At 36.2% G+C, this 18,169-nt stretch carries 14 protein-coding genes; 10 read left to right on the top strand and 4 right to left on the bottom strand.

The genetic code is table 11. The features are described from left to right. Window positions 1-81 precede the first annotated feature (81 nt). From ACONDI_RS09750 to ACONDI_RS09735, 4 genes are all read left to right on the top strand, one after another. Complete coding sequence (locus tag ACONDI_RS09750) at window positions 82-1,980, top strand: ABC-F family ATP-binding cassette domain-containing protein (RefSeq protein ID WP_241078353.1); 1,899 nt, start codon at window positions 82-84, stop codon at window positions 1,978-1,980. Window positions 1,981-2,020: 40 nt separating this feature from the next. Next, window positions 2,021-3,442, top strand: coding sequence for a sensor histidine kinase (locus ACONDI_RS09745; protein ID WP_241078352.1), 1,422 nt, complete (start codon window positions 2,021-2,023; stop codon window positions 3,440-3,442). Continuing rightward, window positions 3,411-4,061 (top strand): response regulator, encoded by a 651-nt coding sequence (locus ACONDI_RS09740; protein WP_241078351.1) that lies wholly within the window; start codon window positions 3,411-3,413, stop codon window positions 4,059-4,061. The genes ACONDI_RS09745 and ACONDI_RS09740 overlap by 32 nt, the downstream gene beginning before the upstream one ends. Window positions 4,062-4,311: 250 nt before the next feature. Next, window positions 4,312-6,786, top strand: a complete 2,475-nt coding sequence (locus ACONDI_RS09735) for a hypothetical protein (RefSeq protein WP_241078350.1) — start codon at window positions 4,312-4,314, stop codon at window positions 6,784-6,786. A gap of 131 nt (window positions 6,787-6,917) precedes the next feature. Here the strand turns inward: ACONDI_RS09735 and ACONDI_RS09730 are convergent, their stop codons facing one another. The 4 genes from ACONDI_RS09730 to ACONDI_RS09715 form a co-directional block, all read right to left on the bottom strand. Continuing rightward, on the bottom strand, window positions 6,918-8,213 hold the full coding sequence (locus ACONDI_RS09730) for a CapA family protein (RefSeq protein ID WP_241078349.1): 1,296 nt from the start codon (window positions 8,211-8,213) through the stop codon (window positions 6,918-6,920). A 51-nt stretch (window positions 8,214-8,264) separates the two neighbouring features. Then, window positions 8,265-9,566 (bottom strand): TRAP transporter large permease, encoded by a 1,302-nt coding sequence (locus ACONDI_RS09725; protein ID WP_241078348.1) that lies wholly within the window; start codon window positions 9,564-9,566, stop codon window positions 8,265-8,267. Beyond that, on the bottom strand, window positions 9,563-10,072 hold the full coding sequence (locus ACONDI_RS09720; protein ID WP_241078347.1) for a TRAP transporter small permease: 510 nt from the start codon (window positions 10,070-10,072) through the stop codon (window positions 9,563-9,565). The genes ACONDI_RS09725 and ACONDI_RS09720 overlap by 4 nt, the downstream gene beginning before the upstream one ends. Before the next feature lie 125 nt (window positions 10,073-10,197). Beyond that, entirely contained in the window at window positions 10,198-11,256 is a 1,059-nt protein-coding gene (locus tag ACONDI_RS09715; protein ID WP_241078346.1) for a TRAP transporter substrate-binding protein, read from the bottom strand. 236 nt (window positions 11,257-11,492) lie between these two features. Here ACONDI_RS09715 and ACONDI_RS09710 point away from each other — a divergent pair, with 236 nt between their 5' ends. The 6 genes from ACONDI_RS09710 to ACONDI_RS09685 all read left to right on the top strand — a co-directional run bounded on the left by ACONDI_RS09710 (window position 11,493) and on the right by ACONDI_RS09685 (window position 18,048). Further along, complete coding sequence (locus ACONDI_RS09710) at window positions 11,493-11,936, top strand: DUF2889 domain-containing protein (protein ID WP_241078345.1); 444 nt, start codon at window positions 11,493-11,495, stop codon at window positions 11,934-11,936. A gap of 129 nt (window positions 11,937-12,065) precedes the next feature. Further along, window positions 12,066-12,842: a 4Fe-4S binding protein gene (locus tag ACONDI_RS09705; protein ID WP_241078344.1), complete on the top strand. Its 777-nt coding sequence runs from the start codon at window positions 12,066-12,068 to the stop codon at window positions 12,840-12,842. A 44-nt stretch (window positions 12,843-12,886) separates the two neighbouring features. Continuing rightward, on the top strand, window positions 12,887-14,185 hold the full coding sequence (locus tag ACONDI_RS09700) for a DUF362 domain-containing protein (RefSeq protein ID WP_241078343.1): 1,299 nt from the start codon (window positions 12,887-12,889) through the stop codon (window positions 14,183-14,185). A 63-nt stretch (window positions 14,186-14,248) separates the two neighbouring features. Continuing rightward, the gene (locus tag ACONDI_RS09695) at window positions 14,249-15,034 is read left to right on the top strand and encodes an enoyl-CoA hydratase-related protein (RefSeq protein ID WP_241078342.1); all 786 of its coding nucleotides are present in this window, start codon (window positions 14,249-14,251) and stop codon (window positions 15,032-15,034) included. A gap of 134 nt (window positions 15,035-15,168) precedes the next feature. Further along, window positions 15,169-17,343, top strand: coding sequence for a sensor domain-containing diguanylate cyclase/phosphohydrolase (locus tag ACONDI_RS09690; RefSeq protein WP_241078341.1), 2,175 nt, complete (start codon window positions 15,169-15,171; stop codon window positions 17,341-17,343). 33 nt (window positions 17,344-17,376) lie between these two features. Beyond that, window positions 17,377-18,048, top strand: a complete 672-nt coding sequence (locus tag ACONDI_RS09685; protein ID WP_241078340.1) for a DUF1638 domain-containing protein — start codon at window positions 17,377-17,379, stop codon at window positions 18,046-18,048. The last annotated feature ends 121 nt before the right edge of the window (window positions 18,049-18,169 follow it).

Below are 18,169 nucleotides of genomic sequence, written 5' to 3'. Positions count from 1 at the left end.
TAAAAAGAGGAGACAACTGCTGCAGGTATGATAAAATATATATCGAAATTTAATTATAGCTTTATTATAAGGTGGGGAATCATGTTAATCAAAACTCATAAGATCACCAAAGATTATGGTGGTAACAGGATACTAGAAGATATCTCAGCACAGGTTAATCCAGGTGAGAAAATCGGACTTGTCGGGAAAAATGGTATTGGCAAAACAACCTTAATAAAACTTATGACAGAAGAACTATCACCCGATGAAGGATATATAGAAACACGTAATAATATTAATATTGGATATCTACCTCAACAACCTGAATTTAGCAGTGATGATACTTTGTATGATAAGCTAAAGCAGGTCTTTGAAAATATCCATGTATTAGAAAAAGAATTAATCCGCCTAGAAAATAAGATGGCAGAGGAAACAAACAGTGAAAAATTAGATAATATTATGAATAAGTACAGTAAAATAAGAGATGAGTTTGAAAGTAAAGGTGGATATCAAGTAGATCGTAATATTAGAAGTGTATTAAAGGGTCTTGGCTTTGGTGATGAAGAATTCAGTAAACCCTTAAATAACTTCAGCGGTGGAGAGAAGACAAGGGCACTTCTTGCCAAGAAACTACTACAAAGGCCTAATATCTTGATACTTGATGAGCCTACTAATTACCTTGACTTGGATGGACTGTCATGGCTTGAAGATTATCTGACTAATTATCAGGAAAACTTTATAATTATCACTCACGATCGCTATTTTTTAGAAAATACAGTTAATGTAATCTGGGAATTGTCTGAACAAGGATTGACGGTTTATAAAGGTAATTATAGTTCTTATATAGAACAAAAAAAGCTATTAGAAGAAAGGCAAGAAAAAGAATATGAAAAACAGCAAAAATATATTAAAAAAACAGAAGAGTTTATCAGGAGAAATATCGAAGGCCAAAAGACCAAACAAGCCCAAAGTAGAAGAAAACAGCTAGAAAAAATGACTCTAACAGCAAAACCCCAAAAAGACTCCTCTATGAATCTTAGCATTGATACAGATCAAAGAAGCGGTGATGAGACACTTATATTAGAAAAGGTGAGTAAGAGTATCAAAGAGCAAAGGTTATTTCCACCTTTGTCTTGTAAAATCTTTAGAGGAGAAAAAATAGGTATAATTGGTCCAAACGGTGCTGGCAAAACTTCACTTCTAAAGATAATAGCTGATTATGACAAAAGTACTACAGGAGAAGTTAAATATGGCAGTGGTGTTTTGCTTGGATATTTGGACCAGGAACAAGAACTTTTAACTCCTGAATACACCTTAATTGAAGAGCTAAGAACTGAAGAACCTTTTGGGAGAGAAGAGTACGTTAGGAGTATCCTTGGTAGGTTTTATTTTTCTGCAGAGCAAATGACAGAATATGTTTCAAACCTTAGTGGAGGCGAGCAGGTACGCTTGAAGCTTGCCAAATTATTTATGAGAAAGCCAAACCTACTTCTCTTGGATGAGCCTACTAATCATCTCGATATTATGGGCCGTGAAGCGCTAGAAGATGCTTTATTAAACTTTGAAGGTACTCTAATTATTGTATCTCATGACCGTTATTTCTTAGACAAAGTGGCAAATAAAATCATCTATCTTTCAAGGGAGGAAGTAGATGTCTTTGGGGGTAATTATTCAGAATATATGGAGAAAGCCCAAAAGTTAAAAGATATAAAAAAAGAAAGAGAAAAAGAAGAACAAAAGAAAGAAGCAGGCAAAAAAACAGCCAGAAAAGCTAATAGCACCTCCACTAAGACAAAAAGTAATAAAGAAAAAGAACTGCAGGTAGATGAATTAATGGAGCAGATTGATAAGCTAGAAGCAAAGAAGCAGGATTTAGAAGCATCCTTAAGTGACCCTGAACTATACAAAGACGGGGAAAAGGCAAAAGCTACTAATGAAGCTTATCAAGAGACTTTAAATCTTTTGGAAGAGAAATATCAAAAATTGGAATCGTTGGCTTAAATAATGTTGAAAAATTTTTCATGAATAAGGAGATCTTTATATGCCAGAGGAATATTTCTTTTTATATTTAATATATGGTAGTGTATTTATTACTATGGGATTGTTTGCCATACAAAGAAAAGATGTAAAAGTGAGCAATTTTCAGTTAGTGAAAGCCATGAAATATTTAGGGATATTTGGCATTGCCCACGGGCTTTCTGAATGGGTTACTATGGTTGTAATTGCTGACTTATACCCTGATTCCTACACAACAATTTTTATTATTAAACAAGTACTAAAAGCTGTTTCTTTTGCATTTTTAATGTATTTTGGTTTTATCTTGTTACCTTTGAAGGAAAAGTTAAAAAAATGGACTAACAAAATACCTTTTATTCTACTAGCAAGCTGGTTTGGTGGATTTATTTTTTTAATGAGCTACTACAGTTTTGATTACCATATTATTCACCCCGAATACAATACAATTTTCCTGCGGTATATTTTAAGTTTTCTGGGGGGTATTAGCTCCGCTCTAGCTTTATATTTGAACGGAAATTTGATGGAGAAGAGAAAGCTTGGTAAGATAGCAAGTAAATATAAAAAGTTAGCTGTTATTATATTAATCTATGGAATTATAGATGGTCTCTTTGTTAGCCCTGATAACTTTTTCCCCGCAAATGTTATTAACAACGACTTGTTTGAAAATATTTTTAGATTTCCTATCCAGGTAGGCAAAATTGCCACAGGTATAGGGATTAATATTTTGTTAGTTAAGGTGATAGAAACCTTTAGCTGGGAGCAGAAAGAAAAACTCAACTTGTTACAAAAGCAAAGAACTATCAGCGAAGAAAGAAGAAAGTTGGGAATGGAGATTCATGACAGTATTATTCAAGTCCTTTATTCAGCAGGGTTAAAAGTTGAGTATATCATGAAAAATAAAACCGGGGAGAAAGCAGATGAACTATTAAAGGAAGTTAAGGCTGACTTGAACAGCGCTGTTGATAAAACAAGGGAGTTTCTAGAATCCACAGCTACCCAAACCGTTGAGTTTGAAGATTTGCAGAGTAATCTACAGAAGTTAGTGGATGAGTTTAATAATAGTCATGATATGGATATAAGTTTGAAAAGCGAAATGCCCTCTTACACTCTAGGGCAATTATCACCGGAAAAATCAACACAAGTCTACTATATTGTGCAGGAAGCTATTAGTAATGTGTTGAAACATTCTAAGGCTACTAAAGCTGAAGTTTTCATGTACAGTAATTATGACTATCTATTAGTTAGAGTAACTGATAATGGTATCGGGATATCTAAGGATGATTTGCATAAAAATAAACAGCTTGGCATAAGATCCATGAGGGAAAGGGCAGAAAGAGCTGAAGGTTCTTTTAAAATAAAAAGATTGCAAAATGGAACAATGGTAGAAACAGTAATACCCTGGGAGGGAACAGAGGATGAAGAACTCAACAAAAGTATTGTTAGTTGAAGACCACGGCATAGTTAGAAACGGTTTGAAGTTAATACTAGACCTAGATGATTCTATTGAAGTCTGTGGGGAAGTGGGGACATTAAACGAAGCTATGGGCTCTATTGAAGAAAATGCCCCCGATGTAATACTACTTGACTTTAAACTACCGGATGCAGATGGAATAATAGGCTGCGGTAATATTAAGAAAATGTTTCCTGAGATTAAAGTCATAATATTAACAGCATATGCTGACAGGCATATTGTTACAGAGACCATTAAAGCTGGTGCAGAGGGCTATTTACTTAAGAATATCGATAGTGACGAGTTAATAAAAACAATAAAGCAGGTACAAGAAGGAAAAGTTGTACTAGATCCCTCAGTTACGAAAAATGTCATAAACGATTTGAAAACAAAAGATGTCAAGAATCGAATAAGCAGTAAGTTAAGTCCGAAAGAAGTTGAAATATTACAAATGATTAGTGTAGGTAAAGCCAATAAAGAAATAGGAGAGGCACTAGACATCTCGGACAAAACGGTTCGAAACTATGTGAGCAGCATTTTAAGAAAACTTAATGTTTCTAACAGGACAGAAGCTGCTAGCTACTGGGTTCGTAGTAGAAGTTTAGATTCTGACTAGGACAAATGTACCTACACACTAAGGACATTTGTCCTTTTTGTTAGGACAAAGAACATAGTGTTAAACCCCCTTAATTACATGATATGATAATGTTGTCACAAACAACTAATTATTTAGAAATTATAATTAGATAATTTTGTTTAAGTTATTGTTAAAAGAATCATAAGGGAGGGGGGGATAAACAAAAATTAAGAATGAGCATTGTTAGAATTACGATATTACAACAAATAGCTACAAGGGGGGACAAATTTTGTTTAAAAAAGGAATACTTATTTTGCTAGCTGTATTAGTCGCAGCTACTTTTATTGTTGGTTGTGAACCTGATGACATTGATATTGATGAAGAAAAGGAAGAAGAAAAAGAAGAGCTGCCAGAAGAAGCGGTAGAAGAGGATATGTTAGATTGGCAAGCAATTGAGAACAAGAGCTTTGAAGATGGAACTTATAGAGGTATCTTTGAAGACGGCGGAGAGATGCAGGTAAACGTACAGTTTACTTTGGAGGACAATGTAGTAACAGATGCAAGCTACAGGCATCTAGCCTATGGCGGCGAAGAATATGATGTTGAAGATGATGGAGTAACAGGCGATGTAGCAGAGCAGTATGAGCAGCTTTTAGAGCATTTGGAAGGTGAAGATATTAGAGAGGGTATTTCTGACTTATATGATGCGGACGGTATAGTAGAAGATTACGATTCTGTAACCGGAGCTACTCTAAGGGCTAACAAAACATTGTCAGCAATGGTTGATGGTCTAAACAGAGGAGCTTATAGCTTTGAAGATGAAGCACCAGAAGGATACTCTCCTATTAAAGGAGAAAGTTTTGAAGACGGGACTTATAGAGGTATATTCTCTGATGGTGGAGATATGCAGGTAAACGTACAGTTTACTTTAGAAGATAATGTGGTAACTGATGCAAGTTACAGGCATCTGTATTATGGTGGGGAAGAATATGACGTGGATGATGATGGAGTAACAGGCGATGTGGCAGAGCAGTATGAGCAGCTTTTAGACTATCTAGAAGGTGAAGATATAAGGGATGCAGTAGCTGATCTATATGATGCAGATGGTATAGTAGAGGATTATGATTCAGTAACAGGAGCTACATTAAGAGCTAACAAAACTTTATCAGCAGTTGTTGACGGTCTTAACCGTGGACTATACAGAGATGATGAGATATCTGAAGGATATTCGCCTGCTGGATTAAGCTTTGAAGATGGAACTTACAGAGGAGTATTTGCAGATGGAGGCGAGATGCAGGTAAACGTGCAGTTTACTCTTGAAGATAATGTAGTAACCGATGCAAGTTATAGGCACTTAGCCTATGGTGGCGAAGAATATGATGTGGAAGACGATGGAGCAGTAGGCGATGTAGCAGAGCAGTATGAGCAGTTATTAGAGTATCTAGAAGGTGAAGATATTAGAGATAGCATCGCTGACTTATATGATGCAGACGGAATAGTAGAAGACTATGATACAGTTACAGGAGCAACTCTAAGAGCTAACAAAACAATATCAGCTTTTGTTGATGGCTTGAATAGAGGAGCTTATAGGTTCGAAAATGGAGTGCCAGAAGGATACTCACCTCTGAACCTAAGCTTTGAAGATGGAACTTATAGAGGTATCTTTGAAGACGGCGGCGAGATGCAGGTAAATGTGCAGTTTACTTTAGAGGATAATGTAGTAACCGATGCAGGCTACAGGCATCTAGCCTATGGCGGCGAAGAGTATGATGAGGAAGACGATGGAGCATTAGGAGATGTAGCGGCGCAGTATGAGCAGCTTCTAGAATATTTAGAAGGTGAAGATATAAGAACAAATTTAGCAGATCTATATGACGCGGATGGAATAGTAGAAGACTATGATACAGTTACCGGCGCTACCCTAAGAGCTAACAAAACAATTTCGGCATTTAAGGACGGTCTTAACCGCGGGTTGTATAGAGATGACGAAATTGCCGCAGGGTATTCACCAGTTGTAGGAATGAGCTTTGAGGATGGTACGTACAGAGGTATATTCAATGATGGCGGCGAGATGCAGGTAAACGTACAGTTTACTTTAGAAGACAATGTAATAACTGACTTTAGCTACAGACATCTTGCTTATGGTGGAGAAGAGTATGACGTAGATGACGATGGAGCATTGGGTGATGTAGCAAGACAGTATGAGCAGTTAGGCGAGCATTTAGAAGGTGAAGATGTAAGAGCTAAACTTGCTGACTTGTATGATGCAGATGGAATAGTAGAGGACTATGATACAGTTACAGGAGCTACTCTAAGAGCTAATAAGACACTTTCAGCAATTAAGGATGGACTTAATCGTGGTATCTATAGTGAAGATGAAATAGCTGCAGGATATTCACCTGTAGGTATAGGTTTTGAAGATGGAACTTACAGAGGAATATTCTCCGACGGTGGAGATATGCAGGTAAATGTACAGTTTACTTTAGAAGACAATGTAGTAACAGATGCGGGTTATAGACATCTCTACTATGGTGGAGAAGAATACGATGTAGATGACGATGGAGTAACAGGCGATGTAGCAGAGCAGTATGAGCAGCTTCTAGAGTATTTGGAAGGGGAAGATATAAGAGTTACACTAGTTGATTTATACGATGCTGACGGGATTGTAGAAGATTATGATACAGTGACTGGAGCTACTTTGAGATCTAACAAAACTATTTCATCTATAGTAGATGGAATTAACAGAGGCGTTTATAGAGAGTAGTTTGGTTTACAAGTTATAAGACTAATTACATCAAAAAGGTTCCAGTTTAATGACTGGAACCTTTTTGATTATATCATTCGAGAAATCAAATTGAGGGATAGCAAGCTTTTAATATAATTAATCGATTCGAATTATTTTAATAGCTCGGGTTCATAAGAACCTTCTTCTAGAATAGAGCGGGTGTTATCCCAGGCTCTCTCTGCTCTTTCTATATCTGTTTCGTTGTATAGACCGTATTCCTCCTTATCTTCTAAAGCGTGGGGAAGAGGAAGAATGCTATAGTTTCGTTGTCCATCTTCCTGGAATCTGTGTACCCATGTAGGAGTATAACTGACTTTATCTATAGATACTTCTTCATCACCATCGGACAAAATATCTATATGAAATATAATGCCATCTTCGGTATAGGGATTATTCAAGTATTTAGAACGCTGATTTGAAAGGAAATTCCCCATGGAATTAATAATTATACCACGTTTGCCTGAATCTGTTTTTATTTTATCTACGGGCTGAATTACATGAGGATGACTTCCAAAGATCACATCTACTCCGTTTTCTACTAATTCTTGGGCAATTTTCTTTTGATACTCATCTGGATAGCGTTGATATTCTTGCCCCCAGTGCAAGAAAAATACAACCAGGTCAACCTCTTCATCCTGCAGCAGTTCTACTCGTTCTACCATTTCATTCATGTCATTATCAAGTTCTTCTGGATTAAAACTATCTACCAGTTCATTAACTTCCTCTGACATAGGGATGCCATTGATGGTTCTCTGATTGTTGTAACGGGGAGTTTCATAAGTATAAGCGGATAAACCAATATCCACTCCTTCTATTTCTTTTATTATGTAACTTTTTTTATCGGTGTTTTTTCTAGTACCAATGGCTTTCATGCCTCTATCTTCTATTACTTCTACTGTCCTTTTGATTCCCGGCTTGTCCCGGTCTAAGCTGTGATTATTAGCTGTAGAGAGAACATGAAACCCAGCCTGTTTCAAAGCATCTGCTAGAGCATCAGGAGAATTAAAGAGTGGGAACCCCGTAAACTCCTCTTCTTCACCAGCCAGAACCGTCTCCAAATTGGCTAAAGCCAGATCAGAATTTTGTATATGTGAGGTAACATGCTGAAAATTGTCTTTGAAATCATATTTATCTGTTTCATGATCATATTGAGCGTCTAATTGAGGGTCATGTACCATGATATCTCCAACAGCAGAGATTGTAAGTTCGGTGGTTTCGTTAATTTCCTCTTCGTCTTCTGCTTTATTTTCATCTATTTTTTCCCCTGATTTACTTTTGTCTTTTTCGTTATAATCTGTTGGTTCATCATTACATCCCGATATGGCCGGTAAAGTGAATAGTGTTATTACTAACATCAATAACAGGGTATAATATATATTGTCCTTTTTGTAGTATAGAATTATCATTTGTAGATCCTAGCTCCTTATATAAAGTTTTTTGAAAGAAGATAATTAGGCTCAGATAAGGCCAGGAAGAAAAAGCGCAACCTGTGGAAAAGCCATTAAGATAGCTAACAAAAATATTATAGCACCCAGAAATGGCCAGATACCTCTGAAAATTGTCATTACCGGGGTGTCTTTATCTATACCGGCTACTACATAGACATTTGCCCCAACGGGAGGTGTGATAACTCCCATGCCAACTACCAAAACGATAATTACACCAAACCAGACAGGATCAAAGCCAAGTTCTACAGCAACAGGATAGAATATTGGAACTGTTAGAAGAATCAAGGCAAGGGCATCAATGAAAAATCCAAGAATTAGATAAATAAACAGTATTATCGCCAGTACAGCGACAGAGGGAAGTGGAAGCTCAACTGCCCAGTTGGCCATAGCAGTAGGTAATCCTGTAACAGCAAGAAAACGCCCAAAGATTGTAGCTCCTGCTACCAAAAACAAAATCATTGCCGAGATTTGTATTGCATCGGTTAAAGAATTTTTAAAACCTTCCCAGTCAATTTGCTTCCTTATAACTGCTACCAACAGGGTACTAAAAGCACCTACTGCACCAGCTTCTGTTTCAGTGAACAAACCAGCAAATAACCCTCCTACAACAGCAATAAATATAATGACAACTTCTACACTACCATTTAATATGGATGAGAACTTATCATTCCATGAGACTTTTGGGCCATTAGGAGCAAGAGATGGATTTTTCCATGCCTGGACAAAAATTACTAACATAAATAAAAGCATTAGCATTATACCGGGTACAACACCTGCCATAAACAACTGTCTGATAGATTCCCCGGTAGATATGCCATATATAATGAATATTACACTTGGCGGTATCATTATGCCAAGGACTCCTGAGGAAGCAACAGTTGCAGTAGCTAGCGAATCATTATATTCGTATCGTTTCATTTCCGGAAGCGAGACAGTACTCATAGTAGCTGCAGTAGCTGTTGTTGAACCGCATATAGCACCAAATGCGGTGCTTGCTCCAATAGTAGCTAAAGCTAGCCCTGCAGGTATCCTGCCTGTAACTTTATAAGTAGCATCAAAAACTCTGCGGCTTATACCAGCATAATATGCAATATATGCCATCCAGACAAAAAGAGGTATCACAGTGAGAGAATAGGAGGTAAAAGTGCTAAACATAGTGGATGACCCTACAGAGAGTGCTGCAGGAATAGAGGTTATTATAGCATACCCTGCCATGCCAACCACAATCATAATATAAGCTACAGGCATCCTTGCAAAGAGAAAAATAAAAATAACTATTATAGATAGTAGTCCAATTCCTATATCGCTCATTGTGTTTCACTTCCTTTCTGCGATTTATCTGCAATTATTAGTACTTTTTTTATAAAATTTAATAGAAGAACTAATGATAACATTACAAAACCAAAAGCAACAAGGTATGCAACTAGAAAATTAGGGATACCTAAATGTGAACTAGCTGCTCCTCTTGACAGTAGGTTACCAGCATAATTAATCATTTGACCTGACATTAAAGTAATAAAAACAAATGCGATTAAACTTGTAATACTATCAACAATAGCTCTTCGCTTCGGAGGTAGCTTTTCTACAAGAAAATCAACTGATATATGCCCGTCTAATAAAGCGCAGTAAGCTATACCCATAGCGAGAAGAATAGCTCCAAAGATTTCTGTTAATTCATGAGTTCCTGGTATAGGCCTCCACAACCAGCGTAGCAAAATATTTCCTACTACCAAAGCCGTTGCACTAAAAAGTGCAACTTGACCGATGTAAGATGCCCACAACGTAAGCGTTTGAACAATCTTTTCGAATTTTTTCATATGTTTTAGCCTCCGTGTTGGTATGTATCCTAGAAATGTTTATTTTATCATTAAATCATGGAGAGGGGGTAGCCCTTCTCCATGATTTATTATTATTTATCTGTTTAATTAATTTAGCTGTTTTATTAATAATCCCCATATTCCTCTGAATATTTTTCATCTAATTCTTCAATAATATCTACTATTTCTCTAGCTGGCAAACCTTCGTCTTCTTTTTCTTCAATCCACTCTTCGACAACACCATCTATGCTGTCCAAAAACTTCTCCTCTTCCTCAGAGGAAAGTTCAATTTTTTCCATACCTTCTTCAATACCGTATTCCTGTCCTGCTCTAGTAAGATCGGTCATTAACTTCCCATATTCATATACAAATTCTTCATTAACCTCTTCAAATACTTCTTGAATATCGGGAGGTAATGACTCCCAGGTATCTAAGTTCATGGTTTTTATAAAGCTTACATTATACAAATATGGGGTTTTAGTAATATAATCCAAAACTTCTGCAAGCCTAAATCCTTTAAGAGTATCAGTAGGACCTAGAATGCCGTCAACCACTCCTGAATCTAAACTCTCATATGCTTCTGACATAGGCATCCCTGTAGGCTCGGCCCCAAGGGCTCTAAGTGTTGCAACTGTACCTCCTGCAGATCTGATCTCCATTCCAGAAAGATCATCTAAGCTCTCTACTGGATCTGTGGTTTTGATATCACCGGGGCCTGTTGCCCAAAACATCAATACTTTACTGTCATCATATTCATCCATCAATCCTTCTTCTTTAAGCCTTTCGTATCCTTCTTGCATGGTCAGTGAAGCCACAAGAGCGTTGTCATTGTTGTATCCAGGAAGCTCAAAAGCTTCTGTTACCGGGAAAAACCCTGGAGTATAAGATGGACAGGTTGTACCTATATCTGCCACACCATCAGCAACACCTTCGTAAATTTCATCAGCTCCCAGTAAAGCTTCTCCTGCCTGCAGCGTTATTTGAACTTGTCCGTCAGTTCGTTCTTCTATCTCATCAATCCATGCTTGATGGCCTTCTGCTACCTGAGCATCTTCCGCTGGCCAAAATGTAGCCATTTGCAGCTCATAAACCCCGTCACCGTCACCATCACACCCAGTGAAAGAAAGTAGTGTTAGGGTTAATATGGCTACAATTGATAAGGTAAGTAAAAGTCTAATTTTCATTAACTAATCAAGCCCCCTTGTTCGGATAATATCCTGTATTTAATGTATTTACTTCTTTGAAACAATATAACCTTCTATAATGCTACATCTAATCCTGCCTATTAGAAAAAAATTTTACTAACTTGATTAATCTGCCAAAAATCTAATAATTATGTCCTAGAAAAGTTGAGTGAAAATGGATATAATTGAAAGAAATGTATAAGAATTATCTTCTAAAATATCTAGGGGGGTTAAATATGACTAGCCTATTCAATAGGAACTTTAATGTCGATATTAAGGAAAAGGACTCATCTACTTATCAATTAGATGTTACTATGAAGGATATGTATCATGATTTTTTGTTGACGTTAGATGTTGAGACTTCTGAGTTCATTATTGAGAATGTTCAGTTAAAATTAAATAAAAAACCTAAAGAGGAATGTGAAGAATTGAAAACTCTTGTAAAAAAGATGGAAGGGGTTAGAGTATCTCAAGGGTTCACCAAATCTGTGACTTCTACTTTAGGTGGAAGCAAGGGGTGTCCTAACCTGGTGAACTTATTTTTAATTTCGGCTCCTTTAGCCTTGAATGTAAATGCAACAGTTGACAAAAAGAATGAAAACTTAACAAAAGAAGAACTTGAAATTTTGTTAAGTGATGTTCTTGGAGGGGCTTGTCTTGCATATCCTGTGAAAGAATAAAAAGTTGTATTACTCCTTGGCAGGAATTTTCATTTTATTAACGAAGAATTTTAATCGAAAGAATTTTGAGGAAATTAACTCTTTCGTAAAAGTGAACGAAAATATGTTTTTAAACTGATATGATAGGAGGTGCTAGTTCTGAAAGAAGAGATTAAAAAGGTTGCTATGGATCTCGGGGTGGATGATGTTGGTATAGCAGATGTTAGTGATTATCAAAGCCCTAATTCTCCTGACTTGAAATCGATTTATCCAGATGTTAAGTCTATAGTGGTTTTGGCTTATAAAGAGCTAAGTAATTGTGAAAGCGAGAATATGCAGATGGCCTTTGGCGGTCGTTTGGATGTGATGGAGTTTTCACGTTCTTGTAATTATAAGCTAGGCAGGTTTATTGAGAGAGAATTCGGAGTGAAAGCTATGACTGTTTCTCCTTCCTATCCTTTAGAGATGAGCTATGAAACTAAAGGTACTGTAGGAGATGTTTCTCTTAGGCATGCTGCCAAAGCAGCAGGTTTAGGTAATTTTGGTAGACATAACCTAATTATACACCCAAAGCTTGGAAGTAAGGTTGTTTTCACAGCAATATTAACAAATTTGAAACTTGCATCAGATCCTGATGTTATGGAGGACTTTTGTACCGGGTGTAATATTTGTGTAAAAAAATGCCCGGCAAATGCACTTGAAAAAGAAGGAAAAACAGATGCAATGAGATGTCTAAAGAATAGCCAGCCATATGGTATTGCAAGCCAGGTTAAGTTTTGGAGTCGCTTTGCAGAGGCATCTGTAGAAGAAAGGCAGAAGATGGTAAGAGATGTGCATTTTTGGCGCCTTTACCAAGCAGGTTTTCTAGGATTTCAATATTTTTGCTTTGAATGTTTTAAGAATTGTCCTGCAGGAGAGATGAAATAGAAAAAGCTAATAAAACAAAGCATTTATGTGGGGTGTTTTCAAAGATGTCGACTGCTGTAAGTGTTGTTAAATTCAACGAAAACAGCGAAAGCATAAAAGAAGCAGTTGAAAAATGTGATGGTCTTAGTGAGCTAAGAACAGACGATAAAGTACTTATTAAGCCAAACTTAGTTTTTTGGGATAGGGTTTATCCTTTCCCTAAATATGGTGTTTTGACAACTACTATATTGGTTGAAGAAGTTATTAAATTATTAAAGGAGCATGGTTGTTCTAACATTACTGTTGGGGAAGGGAGCATGGAGTTTAAGGAGCTAGGTTCTAGTACTAAGGAGGCTTTTGATGGTCTTGGCTATAGCAAATTAGAAGAAAAGTATGGTGTCGAGTTGATTGATTTTAATGATGGGCCTTTTACAAAGGTTGACCTTGATGGTGGGGACATAAGCTTAGATGTTAGTGATCATGTGTTAAATGCGGACTTTATAATTAACCTACCCGTTCTAAAAACTCACAGCACAACAAAGGTTTCTTTGGGCCTAAAGAACCTAAAAGGTTGTATCGATACCCGCTCTAAGATGTTCTGTCACCATGATAAGATTTCTCTTGATCACTTCATAAGTAAACTGGGGAAAAAGATATCACCAGATCTTACAATCATAGATGGAATATACAGTTTGGAAAAAGGGCCTTTCATAAATGGCAAAGCACATAGGACTGATATTTTGGTTGCTTCAAAAGATTGCTTTGGTGCAGATGTAGTGGGAAGTGAGATTTTGGGTTTTTCACCAGAGGATATCTTTCACCTGAAAGATTATCAAGAAAATTATGATAGAAGTTTTGATGAAATAAAAATAACCGGTGAGGACATAGAGGATGTCAAAACACCTTTGGAGTGGGACTGGGAGTGGTTAGAGGATAACTCTGGTCCACCTGTTTTTAAAAAGTTAGGCGTAGAGGACTTGTTTTATCCTAAATATGATAATACTCTTTGTTCAGGATGTTCCTTTTTAAATAATGCTATGCTTATATTACTGCTTGATGCTTATCAAAGAGGTCCTTTTCAGGATATGGAGTTTTTGTCTGGTAAGAGGATGGTTTCTGAAGGCGGATATGACAAAACAGTACTTCTTGGTAAGTGTGCAGTTAATCTTAACAAAGATAATTCTAAAATAAACGAAAAAATTGAGATCAAGGGGTGTCCTCCAACTCTATCTAAAATTGCTAGCACCCTAAAAGAAAATGGAATAGAAGTAAAAGAAAAGGCATATTACCAGTATAGAAAAAGCCTGTTTAAACAATATGAAGTAGATAAAGACAAGTTTAGAGAAGGAGATTTTTTGCTGTAAGATACCTGCTAAGCAAGAAATTTGTTGAAATATTAATAAAAAATTAAAGGGAGGAATTTTAAAATGTCAGAGAGTCTGGTTCTTAGAGAAACAATTGAGGATAGTATTGCACTTTTGACAATCAATCGCCCGGAGGCAATGAATGCCTTGAATGCTGATGTTATGAATGAGCTTTATGAAAACTTCAAGAAAATAAAAGATGAGGATAGTATTAAATGTGTGATTATCACTGGTGCTGGTGACAAAGCATTTGTAGGTGGAGCGGATATCAAGGCTATGAAAGATATGGATGCTTCTGAAGGCAAGAAGTTTTCTCTATATGGGCATGAGATAATGAATTTTATAGAGGACCTTAAAAAACCTGTGATAGCGGCAATAAACGGTTATGCCCTGGGCGGGGGTACGGAGCTTGCCCTTGCTACTGATATAAGGATAGCATCAGAAGATGCCCAGATGGGACTTCCTGAGATTACCCTTGGAATTTTCCCTGGTTTTGGAGGTTGTTTAAGAATGCCTAAACTAATTGGCATGGCTAAGGCAAAAGAACTGATTTACACAGGGGATATTATTGGGGCAGAAGAGGCAAAAGAGTTAAATCTAGTTAATAAAGTTGTTGGTAAAGATGAATTGATGGAGACTGCGACTAAAATGGCTAAGAAGATTGCATCAAAGAGTATGGTTGCAATGTCACTTGCCAAAGAAACAATTAATAGTGCTTATGAGGAAACGATTGAGTCTGGTACGGTTATAGAAAGCAGTGCCCTTGGAGTGTGTTTTTCTTCAGAGGACAAAACAGAAGGTATGAAAGCTTTTATGGAGAAAAGAAAACCAGAATTTAAGGATAAATAAATATAGGGATAAATTGTAATATGTAAAGGATTTAATAAGTAATAAGTGTTGATCACCGGCAATCTGATATCAATTGCCGGTTTTTTCATTCAAAATTATGTCAATATGTGATAGAATATTAATTGGTGATTTGTATGAGCAATAGAAATAATAAAATGCAGGCTATTCTTAACTCTTTAAACGCAAATATTTGTCTTTTGGATGAAAAAGGTTACATAGAAGAAGTCAATAAGTCGTGGGAACAGTTTGCTAAAGACAATGGTATTAACCCCGAAAAAGTAGGTCCTGGAGTTAATTACATTGATGTTTGTGATAGGGTAGAAGGCGATGAAATGGATAGTGCTAGTCAATTTGCCAGAGGCGTTAGAGCTGTGATTAATGGTGAAATTGATTTCTTTGAATTAGAATATTCCTGTCACTCTCCTGATACGGAACGGTGGTTTGTGGGGCGTGTTACACCTTATATTGGATCAATTTCATCTTCTAAACGAAAAGTTGTAATTGTTCATGAAAATATTACCGGAAAGAAGGTCGCCGAACAAAAACAGCATATACAAAAGGAGCTAGATATCAAAGGACAAGCTATAGAATCATCTATTAATGCTGTTGCTCTTGTCAATACAGAAGGAAAGATCACGTATGTTAACCCTTCATTTTTGGAGCTGCTTGGCTATGAGGATGAGGATGAAGTACTTGGAACTATATTGTCAGATTATTGGCATGAAGAGGAAAAAGCTAAAAATATAATTGAAAATCTTTTTAGAGAAGGCAGTTGGAGTGGAGATCTGGCTATCAAAAGAAAAGATGGTCAGATGATGGAAGTTAATCTTTCTGCTAGTCTTATCTATACTGATGAAAAAAGTAAAGAACATAGTCTTATTACTATAGTTGCGACATTTATAGATATTACAGAGCGGAAAAAAACGGAGAAGTCTTTAATAAGATTTAGAAATGCTTTAGATAGTTCTGCAGATAATATATTTATTATTGACTATCCCTCTTTTAAACTTTTGGATGTAAATAAAACTGCCTGTATTGAACTTGGGTATTCAAAGAATGAGCTTTTAGAATTAACTCCTTTTGATATAAAATCAAAGATTTCCAATGAAGAATTGAAGGAAAAGTTTTATCAGTCAATGAAATATTCTGATGTAACTTTTGAAACTTATCATTGTAGAAAAGACGGTAATGTTTTCCCTATTGAAATATCTATTCGCTATTCCGATTTGCCTTATGAGAAGTGGTTTGTTGTAACTTCTAGAAATATATCTGAAAGAAAAAAAGTAGAAGAAAAATTGCTTTATTTAAGTTATCATGACGATTTAACAGGGCTTTATAATCGTTCTTTTTTGGAAGAAGAAAAGAAGCGCCTTGACGTTAATAGAAATTTGCCTATAAGTGTTATTATGGCAGATGTTAACGGTCTAAAGCTTGTAAATGATACCTATGGACACAAAGTTGGAGACGAGCTTTTAGTACGCGCCGGAGAGATATTGAAAAAAACTTGTCGCAAGGATGATATAATTGTCCGTTGGGGAGGTGATGAGTTTGTTATATTTTTGCCCCAGACAGATAAAGAAGAAGCAAAAGAAATTCTTACAAGAATAAAAAAAGAAAGCGAGAATTTCCAGGTTGAATCTCTGCCTGTAAGGATAGCCCTTGGATCGGCAACTAAAAGAAATACTTATGAACTTCTTGAGGATGCTTTTAAGAGAGCAGAAGATCGTATGTATCAGAACAAACTTACAGAGTCTAATAGTGCTAGGAGTAATATAATTTCGGCGCTATTGGGGACTCTTAAAGAAAAAAGCGATGAAACAGAAGAGCATGCCTGGAGGATGACAGAGCTTAGTTTTAAATTTGGGGAAGTACTGGATCTTTGTGCAGAAGATCTTGATAAGCTATCGTTGTTAGCAACAATGCACGACATCGGAAAGGTAGTTATATCTGAGGAAGTATTGAAAAAACCAGGAAAATTAACAAAGGATGAATGGGAGAAAATAAAAGAACATCCAGAGACAGGACAAAGAATTGCCAGAACTTCTGAAAGTTTAATATATATATCAGAGGAAATTTTGAGTCATCATGAACGCTGGGATGGTAAGGGCTATCCATATGGTTTAAAAGGTGAAGAAATACCTTACTTGGCGAGAATAATAGCTATCATCGATGCGTATGATGTGATGACAAATGGGAGATCTTACAAAAAGAGAATGTCTAAAGATGAGGCTCTTGATGAGATCAAAGCATGTGCAGGAACCCAATTTGACCCAAATTTGGCTGTGGCTTTTGAAAAAATGATGAGGTAGGTAGTTATACCGCTTTTTTGGAGTTGATAAATAGTGAATAATACAGTACTAGTTGCATGTGAAACCCTGAAAAAAGAACTAGAGGCTTCTATAGAAGAGACTGAAGTTGATTATGAAATTATTTGGGTGGAATCGGGTCTTCACAATACACCCGAATTTCTAAAGAGCAGATTACAAGAAGAGCTAGATAAGCTTGATAATGAGAATAATAACGTTGAGAGGGTACTACTTGCTTTTGGGTTTTGTGGCAATTCTGTTCTTGGTCTTAAGTCTAGAAACTTTGAATTAATATTACCTGGTGTGGAAGACTGTATAACTTTGCTGTTAGGTTCTGATGACAAAAGAAAAGAGGTTAGTGACTCTGGTGGAACATATTTTTTGACTAGAGGATGGTTAGATAATGAAAAAAATATCTGGTATGAGTACTCTCAAACAGTAGAAAAATATGGTGAAGAAAAAGCTGATAGGATATATGAGATGATGCTTAAAAATTATAGTAGATTAGGCATTGTTGATACAGGGATTGATGATATTGAAGACTTTTCAAAAACGACTAAACAGATTGCAAAAGCTCTAAAGCTTGAACATTTTATCTTACCTGGAACTTTAGAATATTTTAAGAAGCTTCTTACAGGTCCTTATGATAGCGATTTTGTAGTGTTAGAGCCAAATAGTGAGATAAAGTTTCAAGATATATTACAATGATTTAACTTTTTTGTGAAATTAAACTGTGATTCTACTGCAAAAAGTCATATGAGCAAAGTTTTGTTTTTAATTGCAATACATCTTGATGAGAAATCAGTCGAAATAAGAAATAAGGTCTAAT

Source organism: Natranaerofaba carboxydovora, from assembly GCF_022539405.1.
Taxonomy (GTDB): Bacteria; Bacillota; Natranaerobiia; order Natranaerobiales; family Natranaerofabaceae; genus Natranaerofaba; species Natranaerofaba carboxydovora.
Note: the sequence above shows the minus strand (reverse complement) of the source record. Positions and strands in the feature narration are given on the sequence as shown.

Bases quoted from the DNA above. Each gene is read 5' to 3' on its own strand.
- ACONDI_RS09750 (WP_241078353.1), top strand. From the start codon at position 82: ATGTTAATCAAAACTCATAAGATCACCAAAGATTATGGTGGTAACAGG.
- ACONDI_RS09745 (WP_241078352.1), top strand. From the start codon at position 2,021: ATGCCAGAGGAATATTTCTTTTTATATTTAATATATGGTAGTGTATTT.
- ACONDI_RS09740 (WP_241078351.1), top strand. From the start codon at position 3,411: ATGAAGAACTCAACAAAAGTATTGTTAGTTGAAGACCACGGCATAGTT.
- ACONDI_RS09730 (WP_241078349.1), bottom strand. From the start codon at position 8,213: ATGATAATTCTATACTACAAAAAGGACAATATATATTATACCCTGTTA.
- ACONDI_RS09725 (WP_241078348.1), bottom strand. From the start codon at position 9,566: ATGAGCGATATAGGAATTGGACTACTATCTATAATAGTTATTTTTATT.
- ACONDI_RS09720 (WP_241078347.1), bottom strand. From the start codon at position 10,072: ATGAAAAAATTCGAAAAGATTGTTCAAACGCTTACGTTGTGGGCATCT.
- ACONDI_RS09715 (WP_241078346.1), bottom strand. From the start codon at position 11,256: ATGAAAATTAGACTTTTACTTACCTTATCAATTGTAGCCATATTAACC.
- ACONDI_RS09710 (WP_241078345.1), top strand. From the start codon at position 11,493: ATGACTAGCCTATTCAATAGGAACTTTAATGTCGATATTAAGGAAAAG.
- ACONDI_RS09700 (WP_241078343.1), top strand. From the start codon at position 12,887: ATGTCGACTGCTGTAAGTGTTGTTAAATTCAACGAAAACAGCGAAAGC.
- ACONDI_RS09695 (WP_241078342.1), top strand. From the start codon at position 14,249: ATGTCAGAGAGTCTGGTTCTTAGAGAAACAATTGAGGATAGTATTGCA.
- ACONDI_RS09690 (WP_241078341.1), top strand. From the start codon at position 15,169: ATGAGCAATAGAAATAATAAAATGCAGGCTATTCTTAACTCTTTAAAC.